Origin of the sequence: Enterobacter sp. LM3 (genome assembly GCF_046622475.1) — a bacterium.
Classification (GTDB): Bacteria; Pseudomonadota; Gammaproteobacteria; order Enterobacterales; family Enterobacteriaceae; genus Enterobacter; species Enterobacter cloacae_P.
Window position 1 is genome coordinate 101,474 of record NZ_JBJURN010000002.1, and the last position, 22,427, is coordinate 123,900.

Below are 22,427 nucleotides of genomic sequence, written 5' to 3' on the forward strand. Positions count from 1 at the left end.
CAGTTTATTCTGGCTCTTTTCGGTGATTCTTCGCGTTTACCGCCTCAGGCCGCGTCCGCAACCTGAGGCGGGAAGTACAATCAGAAGCCGAGGCTGTCCAGCAGGTCGTCCACCTGATCCTGGCTTGCCACAACGCCTGCTTTGGTGGCGTCAAGCTGCGGGCCATTGAGCAGGCTTTCGTTCTCGCGCTTCGGACGAGAGGCCGGTTCCGGGATGTTCTCCAGCAGTACCATCAGTAACTGACGTTCAATCTCCTGAATCACATCCATCATGCGCTTGATAACCTGACCGGTCAGATCCTGGAAATCCTGCGCCATCATGATGTCCAGCAACTGCGCGTTGGTGAAGCTGGTGTGACCCGGCACATCACCAAGATACTGACGCGTATCGGTCACCAGTTCACGGGCATCCGACAGCTCAATAGGATTCTCAAACCACTCGTCCCAGCGTTTGGTCAGCGCTTTCGCGCCCTTCTCCATCGCATCCTGATGCGGTTGTGATGCTTCAACGCTGTTCAGCGCACGTTCAGCCGCCTGAGCGGTCATCTGTACGACATAGTCCAGACGGTCACGCGCGTCCGGAATCGCTTCTGCCGCTTCTGCGATAGCCTGGTCAAGCCCCAGTTCACGCAGGCTGTCACGCAGCATGCGCGTAAGGCTACCGATGCGGGCAATAATATCGCTGGGCGAATGTTCTTCAACGGGTTTCATAGCAGGTTGCAACATATCCAACACCTCACATGCCGAGTTTCTCGAAGATCTTGCCGAGCTTCTCTTCCAGAGTCGCCGCAGTGAATGGCTTCACCACATAGCCACTTGCGCCCGCCTGTGCAGCGGCAATGATATTCTCTTTTTTCGCTTCCGCGGTCACCATCAGAACCGGCAGAGAGGCCATTCCTGCATCTGCGCGAATGGTTTTCAGCAGTTCCAGACCATCCATGTTTGGCATGTTCCAGTCGGAGATAACAAAACCAAAGCCGCCTGTCTGCAGTTTGTTCAGCGCATCAACGCCGTCTTCTGCTTCTTCAACGTTGTTGAAACCCAGCTCTTTCAGCAGGTTGCGCACAATGCGACGCATGGTGGAAAAGTCATCCACAACCAAAAACTTAAGCTCTTTATCCGCCATAAAATAATACTCCTGAGTCAAATACGTATTGCCTGTCCGGCACTGATTTTCGCCAGCATCTGCTGGCTTACCTGGCTAAGATCGACCACTTCGCTCACGCCACCCATATTGATGGCCTCGCGCGGCATGCCGAACACCACACAACTTGCTTCATTCTGCGCAATCGTCCAGGCTCCCGCCTGGTGCATTGCAAGCATTCCGGCGGCACCATCGTTGCCCATCCCCGTCAGGATCACCCCAACGGCGTTGCGCCCCGCATGTTTCGCCACCGAATGAAACAGCACATCCACCGACGGACGGTGCCGGTTGACCGGCGGCCCGTCATGAATTTTGATTTGATAGTTTGCGCCACTGCGCGCCAGTTCCATATGCTTGTCACCCGGCGCAATATAAGCATGTCCGGGGAGCACACGTTCACCGTCTTCCGCCTCTTTCACGCTGATCTGACACAGTTTGTTCAGACGTTCCGCGAACGAGCGGGTAAATCCTGGCGGCATATGCTGAGTAATAAGAATACCCGGGCTTGAAAGCGGCAATGGCTGGAGTACATGGCGAATTGCCTCTGTTCCACCGGTTGATGCACCAATCACCAGCAGTTTTTCCGAGCTGAGTAGCGGGCCGGCCTTCAGTGTTGCCGGAGCGGCTATCGGTTTGTGGGCAGCAAGTTTCGCACGTGACGCGGTACGGATCTTCTCGGCAATCATTTCACTGTAGGCGAGCATCCCTTCACGAATACCCAGCTGCGGTTTGGTGACGAAATCCACCGCCCCCAGCTCCAGCGCGCGCAACGTGATTTCGGAACCTTTCCCGGTCAGTGATGACACCATCACGACCGGCATCGGGCGCAGACGCATCAATTTTTCCAGGAAATCAATGCCATCCATGCGCGGCATTTCGACATCCAGCGTAAGCACGTCGGGGTTATATTTTTTAATTAAATCCCGCGCAACCAAAGGATCTGGCGCGGTTGCCACCATCTCCATATCGCTGTGGCTATTGATAATTTCAGTCATGATCTGGCGCATCAGCGCCGAATCATCGACAGACAATACCCTGATTTTACTCATGCTTTTTCCTTACTCAGTGCATAGACCGTTTGCCCACGCAGGCTAAACTCACGCACGAGGTTGCTAAAGTTTTCCGAATGCCCGGCAAACAGTAAACCGTCAGGCTTGAGCAACGGAACAAAGCGACGCAGAATCTCCTGTTGCGTCGTTTTATCAAAATAAATCATTACGTTACGGCAAAAAATGGCATCAAATGGCCCCGGAACGTTGTACTGCTTATCCAGCAGGTTAACTGGCGCGAATTCAACGCAGTTCGCCAGTTCCTGGCGTACGCGCACCAACCCTTCATGCGGGCCTGTTCCACGCATGAAGTAACGTTGTAGCTGCTGAGGCGACAGCGTTTTCAGTTCATCCTGGCGATAAACTCCGTTGCGAGCCTTCTCCAGCACTTCGGTATCAATATCGCTGGCATACACTTTCCAGCGCCCTGGAGCCATGCCCAACGTGTCCGCGAGGGTGATCGCCAGCGAGTACGGCTCTTCACCCGTAGAGGCTGCCGCACTCCAGACGCGATACTCCCCGGTACGACGGCGCGCGTGCTCTGCCAGCACCGGGAAGTGATGTGCTTCCCGGAAGAATGCCGTCAGGTTGGTGGTTAATGAGTTAATAAAAGCCTGCCATTCGGCGCTGTTCTGGTTCGCTTCGAGCATGCTCAGATAGCGCCCAAAATCATCCAGCCCCAGCGTACGCAAGCGCCGAACCAGACGGTTGTAGACCATGTCTCGCTTATGATCGGCAAGCACAATCCCCGCGCGCTGGTAGATTAACTGACATATCCGACGAAAATGCGCGTCGGACAGCGCGAGGCGCTGTGTCATCTGTAACAATAATGACGTTTGCCCTGAGGGCATTGGTGATGTCATAGCGCCTTCTTAATCACATTCAGGATACAACTGGCACGGCCTGCGACCGCCCGACTTCTGTTACTGCTTCAACCTGCTCTTTCACATTAAATACAGCGGCAAGCCGCCACGGTTTACATGTCAGTTAAAATGTTTCCCAGTTGTCATCTTGTCCGGTCGCTCCGGCACGCGTACGTGTTGCAGCGGGCGCGGAGGCCGGGGTGTGTTGAGTCGCATGCGGGTCGACTGTATGTCCCGCGAGTGAAGCAAGACGAAATGCCGATACCGCCATCTTCAGACGGCTGGCCTGATCTTCCAGTGCAGCGGCCGCCGTGGCGGACTCCTGCACCAGCGCGGCGTTTTGCTGTGTCACACGATCCATTTCCGATACCGCCAGGGCAACCTGGTCGATACCGCGACTTTGCTCATCAGACGCAGAGGCGATTTCACCCATAATGTCTGTTACGCGGGTCACGGCATTCACGATGTCATTCATGGTTTCCCCCGCGCTTTCCACCAGCACTGAGCCGGTATCCACACGAGAGACGGAGTCTTCAATCAGGGCTTTAATCTCTTTTGCCGCATTGGCACTACGGCTGGCGAGGTTACGTACTTCCCCGGCCACCACCGCAAACCCACGGCCCTGTTCACCGGCACGCGCGGCTTCCACGGCAGCGTTCAGTGCCAGAATATTGGTCTGGAACGCAATGCCATCGATAACGCTGATGATGTCGGCAATCTTCTTCGAACTGTCGGCAATTTCATGCATGGTTTTCACCACGCCGTCCACCACACGACCACCGCGCTGTGCCGTCTCGGAGGCACTTTCAGCCAGTTGAGATGCCTGACGGGCGTTATCGGCGTTCTGCTTCACGGTAGCGGTAAGCTCTTCCATGCTGGCGGCCGTCTCTTCCAGCGCAGAAGCCTGCTGCTCAGTACGGGAAGAGAGATCGTTATTCCCCATTGCGATTTCGCTGGTGCCGGTATAGATGGCATCTGAGCCGTTACGCACGTTGGCAACGGTATCAATCAACGAGCGCTGCATATGGTCAACGCTGGTCGCCAGCTCGGTTATCTCATTGCGACCGGAAACGTTCAGCGTTTTGGTCAGGTCACCACCGGCAATTTCACGGATATGGGCAATCACGCGGCCAAGCGGGTTAAGAAGGATATGGCGAATGCCGTACCACACGGCCACCAGCACGATGACCAGGGCCAGCGCCAGAATGGCCATCTGCCATTTGGCAAAACGGTAATCATTCTGACTTTCCGCAAATGCTGTGTGATACAGCTCGCTACTGGCTTTGGCGTACTCGCCCAGTGCCGCACCCAGTGCGTTTTGCATCCCCTGCGTCGGCTGGGCAAAATAGGCGTCCATATTGCCGCCTTCCAGGAACTGAATAAGCTCCGTCAGACCGGCAAAGTAGGCGTTGTATTTTTCGTCAATATTCTGGCTCACCTGCTCCATTGCAGGCTGCGGGGTGATCTTCTTAAAGGCGTCGTAATGTTTTGCGGCGTCCGCGAGCGTGGCTCGCGCATTTTTCAACAGATCTGTTTTCGCACTGCTCTGCTGATTGTTTGGATCCATCATCATGCGGGCAGCCGAACGGCTCAGGTTGATGCGCGTTTGCAGCATCAGATCCCAGGTCGAGGTCAGTTCACTCTGCTGCTCGCGCAGATCGTTCGAGGTGACAAAGCTGTCCTGGTTTTGTTTCAACGACGAGAAAAAGAGCCCGCCAGAAGTGAGCTGAAGAAGTGCGAAAATGACCAGCACCATCATGAGCATTGTGACAACGCGGATACGGTTCAACATACAACACCTTCTCATAGATTTATTAACGGTGTTATCGGCACTGCCCACAGGAACTTTACATTTGCGAAAGGGAAAAGCGTGGGGTTAAAACGCAACGTCAACGATCAGCGTATCGCTGTAAGTACCCGCAGGCGGAGTACTCTGGTTGGTAAGGATTTTGGCGGTGTAGTTGTAAGTCCGCAAAAGCCCGTCGGTGCTGACCTGTGAGGACAACGCGCTGGCCCAGCGTTCAGTACCGCTGCCACCCCAGCGGTTGGTTGTGGCTTCTTTATAGATGTCGTAGCTCATGTAGTTACTGCCGCTGACCATCCTGCGCACGTTATTGAGCGCGTTTGCACCATTATTAATACCGATGGTGTAGGTACTGCCTTTGGTGCAGGTCACGGCGACAGCCTGTGAAACGGTCGGGAAACTTTGTACCAGCGGTGCGCTGTTGAAGTTCACATCGGGTGTGCTCATGGTGCTGCAGTCGTTGGTCACGGTCATATTGAGCAGAATGCTGGTCGTCGCCGTGCCGGTTTGCGAGATAGTACAAAGGCCAAGCGCACCGACTGAACAAACGTCATAGTTGACGCTAAAAGTGAGCTGTACCTGGTATGACCCTGCCGTAACGTTCTGCCCGGGTACCGTGCGAAAATAGAGCGGAATGTTGTACTGTTTTGAGCCCAGCAGACCGAGCAGGGTGTTACCACTCCAGGTATACGCTTTACTGATTTGCACTTCACTGCTGCTCGCGCAGCCCGATAGTCCGCACAGACGCGTGGGGATAACGTCCGTGACGGTCAAATCATCGGTGCGTTTCAGGGTAGCGCGGTTGTTACCTGATACCGACGCCGCCGTGTAGTTGAGCGTTATCGAGTCGTTAGTCAGCAGGTTAAGCACCGCATCACAGGACACAACCAGCGTACCGGTCGTTTCCACTTCCCCGGTGCCGCTGAGGGCAAATGAACTGACGCTGCCAAAAGACGCATTCACCGTACTGACGGTACACGCCGCCCAGCTACCGCCGGAGATAAGCAGTAAAATCCACAGCAGCACGCGCTTCATGGCTGCTCCCGGCAAACCAGTGGACCATAAGTTTGCAGCTTGTGTTCCGGGTTTGCATCCACTGTCAGCGTGGCCTGACAGTGCTTCCCGTCGGGCATTGTCACGTCGAGCGCATTCACATCATCAAGATTTTCCAGCCAGGCAATACCGTCATATCCCACAACGGCATTGCTACGCGCAGCTCGACTTACCAGACTTCCCACAGGAAGAACTTGCCCCTGCGCATCATGGAGAATAACGCTGGCCACCCGCTCCTGCTCCATCGGGAAATCCACCAGATAACCGCTGTGGCGGCGGACAGCAACCCGCCGTTCCGTCTCTTTCAGGCGGGTATCGGCGGGCAGGTTGAGGGTATTAATGCTGTAGCTTGCCGGGTAATAGGCCGACACGCCGCTGACCAGCAGATAGCCATGATTATTGGTTTTCCCGACCGGCTGGTTTTCATAGTTAACCGGGACATCCGGATGACCGTCGGTGCTGATCACCACGAAAGCATCATTGATTTTGTTCGCCGCAAACAGCTCACCATCCATCAGCACGAGGGAGCCCATCGCCTCACCCCACCAGGTCATCATGTCCTGCTCGCCATAGCCGCCCCCCTGCAGTTCAATGTTACTGTTGCGCCAGCCCAGCGTGGCCTGTTGATAGTTGTCCGACTGCGACTGGTTGGCCCACGCCATATTCCAGCTGAACCCGCCGTCGGATGGCATGGAGTGGTTGTAGTTAATGCGCTGCGTACTGCCGGCATCTGGCGTTTTCTCAAAAGAGACAGCAGCGCTTTCGCGTTCACCCAGCGGCACCTGCAGTGACAGCGCAAAGGTCCAGTCACCCTGTTGCCGATCGCGGCTGGCCGCCAGATAAACACTGCTACGGCCCCACAAATTGCGGCTCCAGGAGAGATTCAACAGCTCGGTTTTCTGCCTGTCAAAGCTCTCGACGCCTATCCAGGCTGTACCAATATTGCCGTACTGGCCGAGGTTAAACGTCAGGGAATATTGGTCGGTATTGCGGCTAAGGCTGGCGATGGGTTTGTCGTTTTCATCATAGACGGTCGGCTGGTCATACAATGCCAGGTTGCCAAACTCGCGGTCACGCCGGGTATGCTGCGTGGCCACGCTAAATGTGCTGGTGCTGTACTGGTACCCCCAGTTGATTTGCCCACCATCTTCCCCGCGCATGTGGCTGCGGGTATACGCGGAGTTCACCACACCAAAGCGCCCCAGCTTTACCACCGTCCCCGCCCCTCCCAGCGCCAGCTCTTCTGCCCCTTCGGCATGGCCTTCCAGCGTTAACCAGTCCGTCATCCCATAGCGATACGAGCCACTGCCTGCCGCCGGGCCATAGTCAAAGTTCTTGATACCGTAGTTGCGCCGCAGACTGCCCAGCGTCACGGCCCCGTCACTCAGCCCAGCATTAAGCAAATCGCTGGTGACGTAAAACGGCAACGTGGTGCTCACCTGGCGACCCAGCGCATCGGTGGTGATCAGTACCGCATCCCCCGCGCCGTTGATATACGGCAGATTGGTGAGCGTGAACGGCCCAGGCTGTAGCTGGGTCGAGCCGGAGCGGTAGCCATTAATAAAGAGGTCAACCGAGGTAGGAACCGCAGCCTCACCGGAGAATTCAGGCAACGGCCAGGTCACCAGGTCAGGACGCAGGGAAAAATCACGCCCGTAGCTGATCCCGCCCATCCGCACGCTGGAGCTCCAGCTCAGCGCGTCGCTGATCACGTCCCCTGCGCTCCAGGTGATTGCATCCTCCTCGTTGGTCATCAGCACAGTGGTGTCATAGCGTACATACCCTTGCTGCTGATCCGCATTACCGTCGAAATTTTCCCGGACATAGCCGGTCGAAGAGAGTGAACCCTTCTCGTTAAAATAACGAAACTCATGCCAGAGGGAGGCCTGTCCACCGAGATGTTCGGTACGGTTGGTATAGAGATCGTAATTCAGTAGCGCCCCCCGGCCAAAATGGGGTTTGTTTTGCGCCGTTTGTTCGCTAAAGGAGGTGACACGGGAAGCCACCCAGTCCCGGGGAACCGTTAGCAGTAAACGCTGTGCTGCGCTGTCATACTCCACGCGAACCTGCGACAGCGTGGAAAGATTAACCTCGCCTGTCGGTACGTGCTCTGGCGGCAACCCTGCGCGTAGCAGATCGGCACTGGAGATAAAAAACGCACCGCTACGCTGCGTCACAGGTACCACCAGACCGGTGTCATAGTGATTCAGTACGATGGCAAGCTGGAATACCGCCTCGCTATTGATCGCCTGCGCATCCGGTGGTGGCGGTAAACGGTCATCACCGGGTTCGGCCCAGGAGCGGATACTGACGCAAAGCAGAATCATCATCAGCGGCTTCAGTTGACGGGCGTCGACTGCCATTGTGCATCCCTGGCATTAATCTGCGCGCTTATCTGATCTGGCTGGCGTATTCCTGCTGGTATTGGCCAGCTGCGAAAGCTGTTTGGCAGAACATAACCCAGTAACCCCTGCGCCACCGTACGCGTCTGTCCCCCCTGTTCGAGCGCCACCTGGCTCAGCCTGACGTGAACATCCCCCTGATTACGCACCTCAAGTACGGGGTGACCACCTTCCTGCATCACCCGCCAGCTCAGGTTTTTAGTATCAACCAGCGCATGATATGCGCCCTCTTTGACCGTCGGGATCCCCTGACCATAAACGAAGAGTGGAATGGAATATCGCATCTGTAACCGCAGGCCAATAGCCGGGCTCGCTTTCACATCAGGCTGGGGAATTTCATCCACAATAATGCGGTAGGCTTGTTCAACCCCCTTCGGGATCGTGCCCTGTCGGATCAGGCGGATAAGCTGCTTGTTTCCTGTGCCGATTGTCACAATCGGCGGGCTGGCGACGACATCCTGCTGCGCGGTATAACGTTCAAAGCCATTCTCCTGCTGCCAGCGCACGATGCGAACCTGCATGGTTGTCGCACTGTTGCCCTGATTCTGGATCCATAACTCCGTCGCACTGGCGTCTGCCGACAGCCAGGGATCAATGGGCCATAACAGAATGGTCGCCGCTGCATTTGCATCATTCTTTGCGACGGTCACCCCCAACAGACTCACCAGGCACAAATGCCAGACAGACAGCTTCATCGATTATCTCCCTTTATCACCATGACAATGTCACAGTAAGTTGATCAGAATACGTGCCTGCGGGGCTGAACCCCGTCATAAGCGCCACGCCAAAAAGCGGTAGCGCGATGTTATTACTGTTGGTATAGGTCACCGCGATTGCCTGGTTGACCCCAATCTCACTGCTAGCGGCCAGCGAACTGCTGCTATAAAGTCGATAACCCACCACGTCAGTGCCACCGGCACGCTGCATCCTTCGTACTGAGGCGTAATGCAGCCCGCCGTCAATACTCATGCTCAACGACACGCCTGGCGTACAGGCGATAGACAACGCACCGCTGGGTACAAAACTGGTGCTAACCGGGGCGCTCTCCACGCCGTTATGCGTGCCAAAATCCAGCGAGCCAAGTAGCCCTCCGGTTCCGGTAGAGACCGAACATCCCGGCACAATGGTCGCGCTGACTTTAAAGGACTGAGAAGTCACTGCCAGAGCCGGGAGAGCCACCATTCCCCCCATCGCCAGCGTAAAAAACGTGCACAACACACCCTTTGCTCCCGCGCGCAAACGCGAAATGGCTTCCCTCATGACTGGCTCTGAAGTTAGTAGGTCACGCTAACGTTAATGGTATCGGTGTAGGTGCCTGGCACAACCGTGACGCTGTTGCCACCCCCGGTGATCCGCCCGTAGAGGGTATAGCTATCAACCCCGCCTGCCGTCGACGCAACCGGCAGAGCGACGTTATTGGCAACCACGGTGTTAAACCCACCGTCGCTGTAAAGGCTATAGGCCACCCCCTGCGCCGCATTGGCGGTATTAATCAGATAACGCTCGGGCGTGCCTGGCGTGCCAACAACATTGCCTGGTGCCGTGGCATTCGTGTTGCCGGTGATCGCCACCGAATAGCTGGCAGTTGTACACTGGATGGTGAAGGTATTGCCGCCGCTGGCTCCGCTCAGCTGGGTGGTCAGCGTGGAAAAGGTTGCAGGATGGGTCCCGAAATCCAGGGTGCCGAAGTTAATGCCGTTTTGGGTTGGCGAGCTGTTGATCAGACAGCCATTGGTGAGTGTCAGCGTTACCCCGATGGTGCCGCTACTGGTTACCGCCAGCGCCTGCGGGGCTGTTACGACGGGCAGCAAGGCTCCTGCACATATCAAAAGGCGTTTTCTTTTCATTTACCCACCTCCAGAAGACGTTTCCGTTCGCTTTCCAAATTTTATTTATACCGCTCAGCATGTTAGCCCCGCTAAATACGCCGCAAAGGGGGGTTATTGAGAATCTAGTTTATGGTTACTACTTCAACCACCCCCTGCTACACTTGTTGTATTGACAAGAAATTTACTTTAAATACAATTCGTTATAATGATTTAAAGAAAATTTTCTTTCCAGAGTCTGAGTATATACCCATGAAAATGTGATCTACCTCACAATATATCGTCGTAACAGCGACAACAAATTTAATAAAAATTAAAAATCAGTTGTATCTCCCCCCGCTTTACTTCAATTTATGTGCCGAATCTTTTCCTGCGCTGTAATAAAAATTCTATATGTAGCAGCGTGGGCTCACTCTTAAGCGCATAGAGGGTCTTTTTTCGTGGCAAGTGCAAACAAACTCACACTCTTCATTGTGATATTCATGCTGGCGGGTATTCTTTCAGGGGCGGCAATTCATGAATATGCCTCACCGGATGCCATCAAAACCTGGTCGGATAACATCACACTCCTGACCGATATTTTCCTGCGACTGATTAAAATGGTAATTGCACCATTGGTCTTCAGTACGTTAACGGTCGGTATCATGAAACTGGGCGAAACGTCCACCATTGGTCGCGTAGGCGGTAAAGCGATGGTGTGGTTTATTAGCTCATCCGTGCTGTCTATTCTGGTGGGGCTGTTTATTGTCACCCTGGAACACCCGGGTAGTGGTCTGAACCTGACAATCCCAACGGAAGCGGTGGATACCGGCCTGGCAGTCGGCGGAATGACGCTGAAAGCCTTCCTGTCTCATACCATTCCCACCAGCATCGCCGGGGCAATGTCGAACAATGAAATTCTGCAGATCGTGGTGTTCTCCATGTTCTTCGGCATTGGCGGCGCGTCTCTGGGGCAGAAATTCAACGCCCCGCTGGTGGCAGCGCTGGACGTCGTCTCTCACATCATGCTGAAAGTGACCGGTTACGTGATGTACGTGGCACCGCTGGCAATTTTCGCCGCCATTTCATCCGTTATTGCCACACAGGGTCTCGGCATCCTGCTGAACTATGCCTCCTTCATTGGCGGTTACTATGTGGCGATCTTCCTCACCTGCATGGTGTTGCTGGCAGTGGGCTACATGGTGCTGAAAAAAGAGGTGTTTCGTTTGGTCAGCATGCTGAAAGATCCGGTGCTGGTTGCGTTTACCACCAGCAGCTCTGAAGCAGCATATCCAAAAACGCTGGAACAGCTGGAACGTTTTGGCTGCTCACGCAATATCGCTTCTTTCGTCCTGCCAATTGGTTATTCCTTTAACCTGGTAGGTTCAATGGTGTACTGCTCTTTTGCCTCGATGTTTATTGCACAGGCGTACAACATTCACCTGAGTTTCTCGGAAGTTACGGTACTGATGCTGACCCTGATGCTGGCTTCAAAAGGGATTGCAGGCGTACCACGCTCTTCTCTGGTGGTACTGGCAGCGACTATCCCAAGCTTCAATATTCCGGTGGCAGGTATTCTGTTACTGATGGGTATCGATCACTTCCTGGATATGGGCCGTTCCGCTATTAACGTGTTGGGTAACGGTATTGCTACTGCGATGCTGTCGCAAAATGAAGGGAAGCGGGAAGCGGAAACGGAGCTGGTGGAGCAGGAAGCTTAAGATGTAAAAAAGGTGAGGTCTGTTGCCCTCACCCCAACCCTCTCCCACGGGAGAGGGAGCAAACACTAAAAACGGCAACCTGAGTTGTAATGCCAGTCAGTTAAGCAACTGACTGGCCCTTTTTCGGGGCTGTGGGGTATCTCCAGGGCCTCTCATTCACCACCCTCTGGAAGGCCCTTTCCCTTCTTGTCGGCAACCTGACCATCTGCCCCATACTTTCCAGATCTCGCATTAGCTCAGGGATACAAACTGGTGACGCTCCCTGCAGGGTCATCAGCATTCTCATGACCATTCCGCATGATTCTGAGAAGCTCAGCTGATTCGGCCAGACAGCGGGAAATGAGCTCCGGGTCCAGATAATCGCCCAGAGAAGTCAGCGGGTTACGCAGAGGATCGTAACGGGATACCAGATCAAGAGCCTGTCCAATGTGCATAAAAAAATCCGGAAACGGGTGAGCATTTCCGGATTCTTACACAGCCACTGGATCGGTCAACCGATCCTTAACTGATCGGCATTACAACCGAAGTTGCCGTTTTGCTTTTACCTACGCTACGTGATTCGCCGCGATATCCAGCAGTGCCATCTCTTCGCTGTTCAGCAGCTTCTCAATGTTCACCAGAATCAGCATACGATCGCCGAGCGCACCCAGCCCTGTCAGGTATTCGGTGGACAGCGTGACCGCGAACTCCGGTGCCGGGCGGATTTGGTCAGACGTTAACGACAGCACATCAGACACACCATCCACCACAATACCCACCACGCGCTGACCCAGATTCAGGACAATCACCACGGTGTTGTCGTTGTAGTCAACGTCGCCCTGGCTGAATTTCACACGCAGGTCAACGATTGGCACAATCACGCCACGCAGGTTAGTAACACCTTTAATAAATGCAGGCGTGTTAGCGATGCGGGTCACCTGATCGTAACCACGGATTTCCTGCACTTTCAGGATATCGATGCCGTACTCCTCATCGCCTAAAGTGAATACCAGGAATTCCTGTCCTGATGGCTCGCCCGCCAGTTTCGTTACATTACTCATACCGGTCATGTTATTACCTTTTACTTAATCAGGCGGCTGTGTACGCCACACGTTGTTCACGATTTAATCCCTGAAGCGCCGACACATCGACGATCAGCGCCACGCTACCATCACCCAGAATGGTGGCGGCTGAAATACCCGGCACTTTGCGGTAGTTACTTTCGAGGTTCTTCACCACCACCTGATGCTGACCAATCAGCTGGTCGACCAGCAGCGCATAGCGGCGACCCGCGCTTTGCAGGATCACAACGATACCCTGCGTGGCCTCGGTTTTGGCCTCGTCCACTTCGAAGACTTTCCACAGTTCCACCAGCGGCAGGTATTCACCACGCACTTCGAGGACACGTTCACCACCCGCCAGCGGGTGCAGATCTTCTTCACGCGGCTGCAGCGATTCCATCACCGCGTTCAGTGGCAGAATAAAGACTTCGTCCGCCACTTTGACAGACATACCGTCCAGGATCGCCAGCGTCAGCGGCAGCAGAATGCGTATGGTGGTACCTGAACCTTGCTTAGACTTGATCTCAACGTGGCCACCCATCTCCTGGATGTTACGTTTCACCACGTCCATACCGACACCGCGCCCGGAGACGTCCGTCACCTGCTCTGCCGTGGAGAAGCCCGGTGCGAAGATCAGCATGCCCACTTCTTCGTCGGTCATGTTTTCGTTAACAGCCATTCCCTGCGAAATGGCCTTCGCCAGGATACGTTCCCGGTTCAGACCCGCACCGTCATCCGTCACCTCGATACAGATGTTACCGCCCTGGTGTTCCGCTGACAGGATCAGGTTACCAACCGGCGATTTCCCTGCGGCTATGCGGTTTTCCGGCAGTTCAATCCCGTGGTCGAGGCTGTTACGCACCAGGTGCGTTAACGGGTCGATAATGCGTTCAATCAGGCTCTTGTCCAGCTCGGTAGAGCTGCCCATCAGCGTCAGTTCTATTTGCTTGTTCAGCTTACCGGCCAGGTCACGTACCAGACGCGGGAAGCGGCTGAAGACATATTCCATCGGCATCATACGGATGGACATCACCGATTCCTGCAGATCGCGGGCGTTACGTTGTAACTGCCCCATGCTGGTGATGAGATCGCCGTGGGTTACCGGGTCCAGTTCGTTAGAACGTTGCGCCAGCATCGACTGGGTGATCACCAGTTCGCCAACCAGGTTAATCAGCTGGTCAACCTTCTCAACGGCTACGCGAATACTGGTGGACTCACTGGAACGGGCGGCCGGTTTTTCACCACGACCTGGTGCAGCGGCATCTTTTGGCACCGCTTTCAGTGCAGGCGCAGCTGGCACCACGGCAGGTGCAGCCGCTTGTGCAACCACAGCCACTTCTTCCACCCCGGCAGGTGCTTCCACCACCGCGGCTTCGGTTTCAAAAGCAATCTGATCCGCTTCAATAACAAAGCACAGCACCGCCACGATGTCGTCCTGGCTGATACCGTCGTCAAGCGTCGCGGCAAGGCTGTCTTTGCCTTTCACCACATTGCTTAATGTCGCCAGGTTACCCAGTTCTTCTTCCAGCAGGTTAACTTCGCTCTCTTTCAGGCGAGACAGCACAACGCGCAATTTGCCCGGTTGTGCTGCGGCCGGAGCAGCATCTTGTCCGGCAACGGCATCGACAACACTCAGTTTCGCCGCGGGGACAACGGCTGCGGCCACTTCACCTTTTGCTTCCAGCGCTAACTGGCGCAGTGCATTGCAGATGTATTCAAAGCTGGCGGCATCAGGCTCTGCCGAGCTTTTATAGGCGTCGAGCTGTTCCTGCATAATATCTTTGGTTTCCAAAAACAGGTTGATAATGTCGGTATTGAGCTGCATCTCACCGCGTCGTGCTTCATCAAGCAGGTTCTCCATTAAATGGGTCGTTTCCTGCAAAATGGTAAATCCAAACGTTCCGGCTCCGCCTTTAATAGAGTGCGCTGCACGGAAGATGGCATTGAGCTGCTCTGAATCTGGTGCTTCGGGCACCAGATCCAGCAGGTGTTGCTCCATATCGGCCAACAATTCGTCGGCTTCATCAAAGAATGTCTGGTAAAAATCGCTAATATCCATGCTCACGCTATCACCTCGGATTGGCTGGTGGCGATGTTGGAACGGCAGCCGAAGGAACGGCCCCAGGCTGTTTTAAATCGTCCAGTGACTCATTCTGACTTTCGGCGTTTTCATGCAGGATGGCCTGCTCCGCCTGTTGGTTCAGCACCAGAAGACTGATACGACGGTTGATGGCATCACCCGGCCCGCGGTCGGAAAGGCGCATGGTTGCTGCCATGCCGACTACGCGCAGTACTTTGCCATCATCAAGCCCACCCGCCACCAGCTCGCGACGCGAGGCGTTGGCACGATCGGCTGAAAGTTCCCAGTTGCTGTATCCCTTTTCACCCGAGGCATACGGGAAATCATCCGTGTGTCCTGAAAGGCTCACCCGGTTTGGAATACCATTCAGCACCGGTGCGATTGCGCGCAAAATATCGCGCATGTAGGGTTCAACTTCCGCACTGCCAGTTTTGAACATCGGGCGGTTCTGGCTATCAATAATCTGGATACGCAAACCTTCCTGCACCAGATCGATCTTCAGGTGTGGTCGCAGTGCGCGCAGTTTCGGGTCGGCTTCAATCAGTTGGTCCAGGTCGCCACGCAGTTTCTTCAGACGCGCCTGCTCCATCCGTTTTTTCAGTTCGTTGATGTTAGGCTCTTTTTTCACCTCACCCTTCTGTTGGGTGTAATCATCGCCGCCACCGGGGATTGGGCTGTCGCTGTTAGAAATGCGTGGCCCACCAGCCACCGCAGTCGCCAGCGGCGTTCTGAAATATTCCGCAATCTGGATAAGCTCTTTCGGGCTGGAGATGGAAATCAACCACATCACCAGAAAGAACGCCATCATAGCGGTCATAAAGTCGGCGTAAGCAATTTTCCAGGAGCCATGCGCACCGTGCCCATGCCCCTTGTGCTTGCGCTTTTTTACGATGACGATCGGATGGGACTGATTTTTCATGCGTCCTCAGTTGTCGTCTGTTGGTTTGGGTTTTTCACCGCACGCACGTGTTCTTCCAGTTCGATAAACGACGGACGCTCGCTGGAGTACAGCGTTTTACGGCCAAATTCCACGGCGATCGGTGGTGCATAACCGTTGAGGTTAGAGAGCAGCGTGATCTTCACGCACTGCATCATTTTGGTGGTTTCGGCGCTCTTCTGGCGCAAAACACTGGCCAGCGGAGAGATAAAGCCGTACGCCAGCAAAATACCGAGGAAGGTTCCCACCATCGCGTGAGCAATCAGTGCGCCCAGTTCTGCCGCAGGACGGTCAGCGGAGGCCAGCGCGTGGACCACCCCCATCACTGCCGCAACGATACCGAAGGCAGGAAGGGAATCGCCCACCAGCGCCAGGCTGTTTGCCGGCACTTCGGATTCGCTCTCGTGGGTTTCGATCTCTTCGTCCATCAGTGCTTCGATTTCGAAGGTATTCATGTTGCCGCTGATGATGAGACGCAGGTAATCGACGATGAAATCCAGCATCATGGCATCAGCCAGAATACGCGGATAGCTGGCAAAGATTTCGCTCTCTTTTGGATTTTCGATGTCTCGCTCCAGCGAGAACATCCCCTGCTGACGGGACTTCGCCATCAGACGATAGAGCAGCGCCAGCAGGTCCATGTACATGCTTTTGGTGTATTTCGAGCGACGGAACAGCAACGGAATCGCTTTCAGCGTTCCCTTGATCGACTTACCGTTGTTACCAACGATAAAAGCCCCTACCCCTGCGCCGCCAATGATAATAAGTTCAGCCGGTTGATAGAGTGCTCCAAGGTGCCCGCCGGTCATCATGTAACCGCCGAAAACTGTACCGAGAACTACCAGGTAACCTAATAAGATAAGCACGACATCATCCTTCCGCTAGTGACTAAGGCAGGACGTTCATTTCGAGTGTGTTACCGGAACGCGGGGTAAAAAAAAGCAGCGGTAATTGCTTACCGCTGCTGGAATCTTGCCCACACGTTCGGGTTAAACAGCCTGTTCGATCTGTTCATCCAGCAGTTGTGGAATAATATCGGCAGCATCCCGGGAAAGTTTACGTCTTTTTACTGCACGGGATGGAGGCTGGCATAAACTACAGGCGAAGCTGCCAGCAGGCTGATGAGCATGGGTAATAAAATTGCCATCGCAGCAATTACAGCGCGACAGTTCAAGCATTCCACTTTCAACAAAACGCACCAGCGTCCATGCGCGGGTCAGCGCCAGCAGGGGGCCATCTTCCTGCTGTGGGCATTGCTCAAGGTAGAGTTTATACGCTTTGATCACGGCATCAACGCCGCTGCACAAACCGGTTTTTAGCAGGTACTGCCAGGCGTTACAGAACATGGATGCATGGATGTTCTGTTCCCAGGTCATAAACCAGTCTGTTGAAAACGGCAGCATCCCTTTTGGCGGAGGGCTACCGCGTAACTCTTTATACAGTTTGATGAGACGACCACGGCTCAGCTGAGTTTCGCTTTCCAGCATTTGCAAACGAGCACCCAGCGTAATCAGTTCCATTGCCAGCTGTATGTCACGCGCTTCCTGAACAATGCTTTTTTCGCTCATTTTTAAGCTCTTTTCTTACGGGCTACGTCATCAGGCTGGCTGATTTCGTTGAGCAAGCGAGTGGAAAGAAGAATACCGGTATGGATCTGCTGAAGATCGTCAACACGGGATTCCTGTGTCAGACGTGTGATGGTCTGCGGATTATCAAAGCGGAACTGACAAACAAGTTGATTCGTTTCGGCCAGCTTTACCATTTGCGGGAGCGTTAATCCGCCCAGCATGGTGGCCATTTCTTCGTTAATGCCAAGACGAAACATCGCGGACGCCTTGTCCTGACTAATCAAACGCTGTGCAAGCAGTAAATATGACAAATTGATGTCATAGATATGTTTTAGCAACTCGGATGTATGCATTTTTCCCATCCCGAATAACCAACTATTATTTTTATGCGGAAAGACCGCACCCCGTGATGTCGCCGGGAAAACACCCGGTATAAAAAAAAAGAAAAGGCCAAATGCATAGTTGAATTAAGGTTTGTATGCAGCAAAACGCGCAACAGGTACACAAAAATGTGCCCTTACACGCTTTATCATTTCTTACAAATAACTAAGATTTTTCCTAATTCGACGCAAACTCTACTCGTCAGTTTTGCCACATACAATGCAGCCACTCCCAAATTTAAAAAAAATGTGATCCACATCACACAATTTAAGTGAATATTACCCATAAATCCATCAGCGTGACTTGTAATTTGGTCGTTTTTTAAACAAAAAATGCTATTTTGTATTCTTAGAAGACGAATACTCATGCAAAAGCATGGTCTGGCGGGGTAGCACCAATTGCTTTATTGCGCATTATTGACTACGCCACCTGAACAGGTCATACCACACCCGGAGGGTGATTTTTATTATTCATAAAAAACATATAGTTATAATCAGTGCGCAAGGTAACAATTTCGCACCCTAATCATTCGAATTGTGTTTATCCCCCGCCACAACGATTTCATGCTGCAAACAGAAATTTGTGTGATTTACGTTAAGTTGTTAATTTTTTTCATCGAGACTTCGTTTTCAATTATTCTTCTTATAAGAATAATTAATGAATAATTATGATAAGCTTCACACTAATGTCGTATTCACCTCTTGCAGAAGCGGGAGATTCGCGGTAAAGCTGGCTAAAACACCGTGTTTCAGACGTCTAAGGAGTATGCGATGGGTTACACTCATCTTCTTGTTTCTGTTGCTGTTTCACCGGAAAGCCACCAGCTTGTCGCCCGTGCTGTCTCCATCGCCAGACCGAACAATGCCCGTATCAGCCTGATCACCCTTGCAGCAGAACCTGAAATGTATAATCAACTGGCAGCGCCCATGCTTGAAGATATTCGTGACGTTCTTCAGGAGGAAACGCAGCAATTTCTGCTGGAGCTGGTCGAAAAGGCTCAATACCCTGTTCACCAGACTGTCATTGCAACAGGGGAATTAAACGAACATATTCTTAGCATGTGCCGTAAGCAGAATATTGATTTGGTTATTTGCGGTAATCATAACCACAGTTTTTTTTCTCGCGCAGCCTGTGCGGCAAAATCGATTGTTGCCTCAAGCCAGGTTGATGTTTTGTTAGTGCCTCTTGGGGGCCATTAACCCCCAGGAGGAATATCACGCCAGTTTAGGGAATGTTGCGATCTTTTTTTGCAACTGCATGGCGTGATTTTGCGGGATGATTTTGCGCAGATCGTGAATAAAACGCGCCTGCCAGTGGTTGATATCATGCTTACGGACAGTGTCCATCATCTCAGCATGGCGGGAAATACGTTCCGTTAGCGGCATTGTTAACGCACGATCGAGCGCATTAGCAACATCATCGCGATCGTAAGGGTTAACGATAAGCGCTGACGTTAGCTCATTCGCGGCTCCTGCAAACTGAGATAACACCAACACGCCAGGATCAGCAGGATCTTGTGCTGCCACATACTCCTTTGCGACCAGATTCATCCCGTCACGCAGCGGCGTGACCAGGCCAACATCGGCGTAGCGGAACACCTTCATCAGGATCTTGCGTTCAAAATGCTGATTCAGATAAAACAGCGGTGTCCAGCCTAGCTGTCCATAGCGACCATTAATCCGCCCCGCCTCCATCTCCAGTTGATGGCGGATGTCCTGATAAGCCTGAACTTCACCCCGCGACGTTGGCGCTATCTGCGTATAACGGATCTTACCGCGGTGTTGAGGATACTTTTCCAGCAGGGTTTCGTACGCCAGAAAACGCTCCGGCAACCCTTTGGAATAATCGAGCCGTTCCACTGAAAAGATATTCTTTACGTGTTTCAGTTCGTTCTTGAGCTGCGCCAGCTTTGGTGGCAATGGCCCGGATGCTTGTTCGGCAATCTCCTCCGGCTCAATACCGATCGGATACACTTCGGTGTGAAATGCCTTTCCCCAGGCTGTGTGCGTTTTACCGCCTTTTGTCACCAGCCGCGTTTTGCCTGATACGGAGTCCAGGAATGCCAGCCGATCATTTTCCGTCTGAAAGCCCAGCAAATCGTAGTCACACAGCGCCTCCAGCAGATCTTCATGTGGCGGAATGGCGTTAAAAATTTCCGGTGTAGGAAACGGAATATGCAGGAAAAAGCCAATCCGGTTATTCACCCCCCGCTCCCGCAACGCTCTGGCGAAGGGAAGCAGATGGTAATCGTGGATCCATAAAATATCGTCTTTCCCGACTAAGGGCAGCAGTTTATCCGCCAGTAGTGCATTTACCCGCATATAGCCATCAAAGGCATCGCGCTGGTATTTTACCAGGTCAAGACGGTAGTGAAATGCAGGCCACAGCACCGCATTGGAGAACTCGGAGTAATACTCTTCGTAATCTTTCTCCTTCAGGGCAAAGGATGCCCACGTGATATTGCCGCGCGTCACTTTTTTGAGCGGTTTTTCTTCATCACTGATATCACCACTCCAGCCAAACCACAGCCCACCAGCGGCTTTTAAGGCACCTAAAACGCCTACTGCCAGTCCACCGGCACTGACCTTTTTGTCATCAGGCGCTGCGATACGGTTAGAAACGACGATTAAACGACCCATAATGGTTTCCCCCGTTGTTTCGCGCTATGTGTTGTTGCTGGCTGGCGACGTCAGTGATCCACTGCCAGACGCTGGCGACATTGGCCAGACGCCATCCGGCGATGGTTTCACCTGGCCCCACTTTGACTGAGATCCCTTCGGCCTGGTTCACCACGCAAAACCCTGCCTCATCGGTCAGGTCATCTCCCATGAAGAGCGGCGTCCTGCCGCGAAAAGGCGGCGTCACCATAAACGCGGCAATCGCCGCACCTTTATTAACCCCTTTGGGCTTCAGTTCCACCACGCATTTTCCCGGCTGCAGGGCCAGCTGTGGGTACCTGCTGACGATCTCAGCGGCCAGCGCAAGTACCGCGTCGGCATGCTGTGGGGCCTGCCGGTAGTGCAAAGCAAACGCCATACCTTTGGCTTCCAGCTCCGTGCCTGGCAGTTCAGCCAGTGCCGAAGAGAGCTGCGCCTGTAGCGTTTGTGTTAATGCATCGGGGAGTGAAACGATATGCGTGTGAGCATGGATGTCGCGGCGCTCCGCTCCGTGTACACCGGCTAGCGGAAAGCGATAAGGCCTGGAGAGCTGATCCAGCTCAGCCATTGAGCGCCCTGATATCAATGCCAGTGCTCCCTCATTCATCTGCGAGAGTTGGTGCAACATCTGAAGAACCGTGGCAGGGATCGCCACCTGGTCAGGATGTGGTTTTATCTCAGCAAGCGTGCCATCGAGGTCAAAAAAGAATGCAAAATTTCCGGGCAGTACAGGCGGTGCGGTTAACGAGTCAGCCACCCTTTTCCTCCTTACAGTTTTCGAGAGGTAAAAGCCATTACCTCAATCATCGCCATGTAAGTATAGACAGTGTGACGTTGCTCGCCATTTGACCACCGCCCCGCCAGCAAAACTGGCGGAGCGGTTGAGAAGTCAACTATGGTTATAAGTTGAGCAATAAAAAGGCAGGGATCGCGTTATACGGTACGTTTCGCTTTTTGCTTGTAACGGTCGAAAATCACCGCTGCCAGCAGGATCAGACCGCGAACCACATACTGCGAGAACGGAGAGATATTCAGCAGGTTCATGGCGTTCTCAACGGTCCCCAGGATCAGGATCCCGGCCACCACATATGAGATTTTTCCGATGCCGCCTTTCAGGGAAACGCCCCCCAGTACGCAGGCTGAAATCACGATCAGCTCGTAACCGATGGAGGTCATTGGCTGGCCGCTGGTCATACGTGAAGCCAGAATAATCCCCGCCGCAGCAGATACCAGCCCGGAAAGCACAAAGATAATGATTTTGGTACGCACAACCGGAACACCCGCCAGGCGTGCCGCTTCTTCATTACCGCCGATAGCCAGCGTATTGCGGCCAAAGGTAGTACGGTTGAGCAGGAAACCGAACAGGATCAGGCAGGCCACCGTCAGCCAGATTGGCGCAGGCAAGCCCAGCCAGTTGGCATAGCCCAGGGTAAAGAAGCGCTCGTCTTCAATCCCCACGGCTTTACCGTCAGAGATGATATAGGCCAGACCGCGCACAATTTGCATGGTCGCGAGTGTCGTGATCAGCGCGTTAATCTTCAGACGCGCAATCACAAAACCGTTCACCAGGCCACTGATGACACCCAGCAGCAGACCTGCCAGCACGCCAATCCACAGGCTTTCGGTCATGTTGATCACCACCGCCGTCGTGACGCCTGCACAGGCAATCACGGAGGCCACGGACAGGTCGAAATCACCGGACGCCAGGCAGAACAGCATCCCGCAGGCCACCATGCCGGACATGGAAATAGCCAGCCCCAGCCCTTTCATATTAATGAAGGTGGCAAAATTAGGTACAAATATCGCGCAGGCGAGGAACAGTGCGGCAAAAACTACCAGCATGCCGTACTGATCCCAGATGCGTCCAAAACTGAAAGCCGACTTCGGCACTCCGGATGTAGTAACAGAGGACATCATTAACTCC

22 protein-coding genes and 1 pseudogene are annotated in these 22,427 nt (G+C 53.6%); 2 read left to right on the top strand and 21 right to left on the bottom strand.

Annotation, left to right across the window (positions count from 1 at the left end; all coding sequences use genetic code 11):
* Positions 1 to 80 precede the first annotated feature (80 nt).
* The 10 genes from cheZ to ACJ9N4_RS02635 all read right to left on the bottom strand — a co-directional run bounded on the left by cheZ (position 81) and on the right by ACJ9N4_RS02635 (position 10,161).
* Positions 81 to 725, bottom strand: a complete 645-nt coding sequence (gene cheZ, locus ACJ9N4_RS02590; protein WP_182271838.1) for a protein phosphatase CheZ — start codon at positions 723 to 725, stop codon at positions 81 to 83.
* 10 nt (positions 726 to 735) lie between these two features.
* Entirely contained in the window at positions 736 to 1,125 is a 390-nt protein-coding gene (cheY, locus tag ACJ9N4_RS02595) for a chemotaxis response regulator CheY (RefSeq protein ID WP_060460463.1), read from the bottom strand.
* 17 nt (positions 1,126 to 1,142) lie between these two features.
* Positions 1,143 to 2,192: a chemotaxis response regulator protein-glutamate methylesterase gene (locus ACJ9N4_RS02600; protein WP_182271840.1), complete on the bottom strand. Its 1,050-nt coding sequence runs from the start codon at positions 2,190 to 2,192 to the stop codon at positions 1,143 to 1,145.
* On the bottom strand, positions 2,189 to 3,055 hold the full coding sequence (cheR, locus tag ACJ9N4_RS02605) for a protein-glutamate O-methyltransferase CheR (RefSeq protein ID WP_182919875.1): 867 nt from the start codon (positions 3,053 to 3,055) through the stop codon (positions 2,189 to 2,191). Before cheR ends, ACJ9N4_RS02600 begins: the two co-directional genes overlap by 4 nt.
* Positions 3,056 to 3,179: 124 nt before the next feature.
* Positions 3,180 to 4,847, bottom strand: coding sequence for a methyl-accepting chemotaxis protein II (tar, locus tag ACJ9N4_RS02610; RefSeq protein WP_182919874.1), 1,668 nt, complete (start codon positions 4,845 to 4,847; stop codon positions 3,180 to 3,182).
* A gap of 84 nt (positions 4,848 to 4,931) precedes the next feature.
* Positions 4,932 to 5,894 carry a spore coat protein U domain-containing protein gene (locus tag ACJ9N4_RS02615; RefSeq protein ID WP_182919873.1) on the bottom strand — a complete coding sequence of 321 codons (963 nt, stop codon included), beginning with the start codon at positions 5,892 to 5,894 and terminating at the stop codon, positions 4,932 to 4,934.
* Positions 5,891 to 8,275 carry a fimbria/pilus outer membrane usher protein gene (locus ACJ9N4_RS02620; protein ID WP_182919872.1) on the bottom strand — a complete coding sequence of 795 codons (2,385 nt, stop codon included), beginning with the start codon at positions 8,273 to 8,275 and terminating at the stop codon, positions 5,891 to 5,893. The genes ACJ9N4_RS02615 and ACJ9N4_RS02620 overlap by 4 nt, the downstream gene beginning before the upstream one ends.
* Entirely contained in the window at positions 8,251 to 9,009 is a 759-nt protein-coding gene (locus tag ACJ9N4_RS02625) for a molecular chaperone (protein WP_182271845.1), read from the bottom strand. Before ACJ9N4_RS02625 ends, ACJ9N4_RS02620 begins: the two co-directional genes overlap by 25 nt.
* 16 nt (positions 9,010 to 9,025) lie before the next feature.
* Positions 9,026 to 9,574 carry a spore coat U domain-containing protein gene (locus ACJ9N4_RS02630; RefSeq protein WP_182919871.1) on the bottom strand — a complete coding sequence of 183 codons (549 nt, stop codon included), beginning with the start codon at positions 9,572 to 9,574 and terminating at the stop codon, positions 9,026 to 9,028.
* Positions 9,575 to 9,588: 14 nt separating this feature from the next.
* On the bottom strand, positions 9,589 to 10,161 hold the full coding sequence (locus ACJ9N4_RS02635; protein ID WP_182271847.1) for a spore coat U domain-containing protein: 573 nt from the start codon (positions 10,159 to 10,161) through the stop codon (positions 9,589 to 9,591).
* Between the two features lie 419 nt (positions 10,162 to 10,580).
* Here ACJ9N4_RS02635 and ACJ9N4_RS02640 point away from each other — a divergent pair, with 419 nt between their 5' ends.
* Complete coding sequence (locus tag ACJ9N4_RS02640) at positions 10,581 to 11,840, top strand: dicarboxylate/amino acid:cation symporter (protein ID WP_182271848.1); 1,260 nt, start codon at positions 10,581 to 10,583, stop codon at positions 11,838 to 11,840.
* Positions 11,841 to 11,940: 100 nt separating this feature from the next.
* Here the strand turns inward: ACJ9N4_RS02640 and ACJ9N4_RS02645 are convergent.
* The 8 genes and pseudogenes from ACJ9N4_RS02645 to flhD form a co-directional block, all read right to left on the bottom strand.
* Positions 11,941 to 12,168, bottom strand: a pseudogene (locus tag ACJ9N4_RS02645) (IS4 family transposase); the annotation flags it as partial.
* Entirely contained in the window at positions 12,077 to 12,274 is a 198-nt protein-coding gene (locus ACJ9N4_RS02650; protein WP_182919870.1) for a hypothetical protein, read from the bottom strand. The pseudogene ACJ9N4_RS02645 and the gene ACJ9N4_RS02650, both read right to left, overlap by 92 nt.
* 111 nt (positions 12,275 to 12,385) lie before the next feature.
* Entirely contained in the window at positions 12,386 to 12,889 is a 504-nt protein-coding gene (gene cheW / locus ACJ9N4_RS02655; protein WP_182271849.1) for a chemotaxis protein CheW, read from the bottom strand.
* 19 nt (positions 12,890 to 12,908) lie between these two features.
* Entirely contained in the window at positions 12,909 to 14,945 is a 2,037-nt protein-coding gene (cheA, locus tag ACJ9N4_RS02660; RefSeq protein WP_182919869.1) for a chemotaxis protein CheA, read from the bottom strand.
* A gap of 4 nt (positions 14,946 to 14,949) precedes the next feature.
* Complete coding sequence (gene motB, locus ACJ9N4_RS02665) at positions 14,950 to 15,879, bottom strand: flagellar motor protein MotB (RefSeq protein WP_182271851.1); 930 nt, start codon at positions 15,877 to 15,879, stop codon at positions 14,950 to 14,952.
* The gene (gene motA / locus ACJ9N4_RS02670) at positions 15,876 to 16,763 is read right to left on the bottom strand and encodes a flagellar motor stator protein MotA (protein WP_008500417.1); all 888 of its coding nucleotides are present in this window, start codon (positions 16,761 to 16,763) and stop codon (positions 15,876 to 15,878) included. The genes motB and motA overlap by 4 nt, the downstream gene beginning before the upstream one ends.
* A gap of 123 nt (positions 16,764 to 16,886) precedes the next feature.
* A complete protein-coding gene (flhC, locus tag ACJ9N4_RS02675) occupies positions 16,887 to 17,465 on the bottom strand; it encodes a flagellar transcriptional regulator FlhC (RefSeq protein WP_010432486.1) in 579 nt (192 codons plus the stop codon).
* 2 nt (positions 17,466 to 17,467) lie between these two features.
* Entirely contained in the window at positions 17,468 to 17,818 is a 351-nt protein-coding gene (flhD, locus tag ACJ9N4_RS02680) for a flagellar transcriptional regulator FlhD (RefSeq protein ID WP_196390118.1), read from the bottom strand.
* Positions 17,819 to 18,616: 798 nt separating this feature from the next.
* On the opposite strand from flhD, the gene uspC reads away from it, so the two are divergent.
* Positions 18,617 to 19,045 (top strand): universal stress protein UspC, encoded by a 429-nt coding sequence (gene uspC / locus ACJ9N4_RS02685; protein ID WP_182919867.1) that lies wholly within the window; start codon positions 18,617 to 18,619, stop codon positions 19,043 to 19,045.
* 15 nt (positions 19,046 to 19,060) lie between these two features.
* On the opposite strand, the gene otsA is transcribed toward uspC, so the two are convergent.
* The 3 genes from otsA to araH all read right to left on the bottom strand — a co-directional run bounded on the left by otsA (position 19,061) and on the right by araH (position 22,417).
* The gene (otsA, locus tag ACJ9N4_RS02690) at positions 19,061 to 20,485 is read right to left on the bottom strand and encodes an alpha,alpha-trehalose-phosphate synthase (protein WP_182919866.1); all 1,425 of its coding nucleotides are present in this window, start codon (positions 20,483 to 20,485) and stop codon (positions 19,061 to 19,063) included.
* Positions 20,460 to 21,260: a trehalose-phosphatase gene (gene otsB / locus ACJ9N4_RS02695; RefSeq protein WP_182271855.1), complete on the bottom strand. Its 801-nt coding sequence runs from the start codon at positions 21,258 to 21,260 to the stop codon at positions 20,460 to 20,462. The genes otsA and otsB overlap by 26 nt, the downstream gene beginning before the upstream one ends.
* A 176-nt stretch (positions 21,261 to 21,436) precedes the next feature.
* On the bottom strand, positions 21,437 to 22,417 hold the full coding sequence (gene araH, locus ACJ9N4_RS02700; protein WP_032666953.1) for an L-arabinose ABC transporter permease AraH: 981 nt from the start codon (positions 22,415 to 22,417) through the stop codon (positions 21,437 to 21,439).
* Positions 22,418 to 22,427 lie beyond the last annotated feature (10 nt).

Excerpts from the sequence above, each read along its gene's own strand:
- cheZ (WP_182271838.1), bottom strand. The coding sequence starts at position 725 with ATGTTGCAACCTGCTATGAAACCCGTTGAAGAACATTCGCCCAGCGAT.
- cheY (WP_060460463.1), bottom strand. The coding sequence starts at position 1,125 with ATGGCGGATAAAGAGCTTAAGTTTTTGGTTGTGGATGACTTTTCCACC.
- ACJ9N4_RS02600 (WP_182271840.1), bottom strand. The coding sequence starts at position 2,192 with ATGAGTAAAATCAGGGTATTGTCTGTCGATGATTCGGCGCTGATGCGC.
- cheR (WP_182919875.1), bottom strand. The coding sequence starts at position 3,055 with ATGACATCACCAATGCCCTCAGGGCAAACGTCATTATTGTTACAGATG.
- tar (WP_182919874.1), bottom strand. The coding sequence starts at position 4,847 with ATGTTGAACCGTATCCGCGTTGTCACAATGCTCATGATGGTGCTGGTC.
- ACJ9N4_RS02615 (WP_182919873.1), bottom strand. The coding sequence starts at position 5,894 with ATGAAGCGCGTGCTGCTGTGGATTTTACTGCTTATCTCCGGCGGTAGC.
- ACJ9N4_RS02620 (WP_182919872.1), bottom strand. The coding sequence starts at position 8,275 with ATGGCAGTCGACGCCCGTCAACTGAAGCCGCTGATGATGATTCTGCTT.
- ACJ9N4_RS02625 (WP_182271845.1), bottom strand. The coding sequence starts at position 9,009 with ATGAAGCTGTCTGTCTGGCATTTGTGCCTGGTGAGTCTGTTGGGGGTG.
- ACJ9N4_RS02630 (WP_182919871.1), bottom strand. The coding sequence starts at position 9,574 with ATGAGGGAAGCCATTTCGCGTTTGCGCGCGGGAGCAAAGGGTGTGTTG.
- ACJ9N4_RS02635 (WP_182271847.1), bottom strand. The coding sequence starts at position 10,161 with ATGAAAAGAAAACGCCTTTTGATATGTGCAGGAGCCTTGCTGCCCGTC.
- ACJ9N4_RS02650 (WP_182919870.1), bottom strand. The coding sequence starts at position 12,274 with ATGCACATTGGACAGGCTCTTGATCTGGTATCCCGTTACGATCCTCTG.
- cheW (WP_182271849.1), bottom strand. The coding sequence starts at position 12,889 with ATGACCGGTATGAGTAATGTAACGAAACTGGCGGGCGAGCCATCAGGA.
- motB (WP_182271851.1), bottom strand. The coding sequence starts at position 15,879 with ATGAAAAATCAGTCCCATCCGATCGTCATCGTAAAAAAGCGCAAGCAC.
- flhC (WP_010432486.1), bottom strand. The coding sequence starts at position 17,465 with ATGAGCGAAAAAAGCATTGTTCAGGAAGCGCGTGACATACAGCTGGCA.
- flhD (WP_196390118.1), bottom strand. The coding sequence starts at position 17,818 with ATGCATACATCCGAGTTGCTAAAACATATCTATGACATCAATTTGTCA.
- uspC (WP_182919867.1), top strand. The coding sequence starts at position 18,617 with ATGGGTTACACTCATCTTCTTGTTTCTGTTGCTGTTTCACCGGAAAGC.
- otsA (WP_182919866.1), bottom strand. The coding sequence starts at position 20,485 with ATGGGTCGTTTAATCGTCGTTTCTAACCGTATCGCAGCGCCTGATGAC.
- araH (WP_032666953.1), bottom strand. The coding sequence starts at position 22,417 with ATGTCCTCTGTTACTACATCCGGAGTGCCGAAGTCGGCTTTCAGTTTT.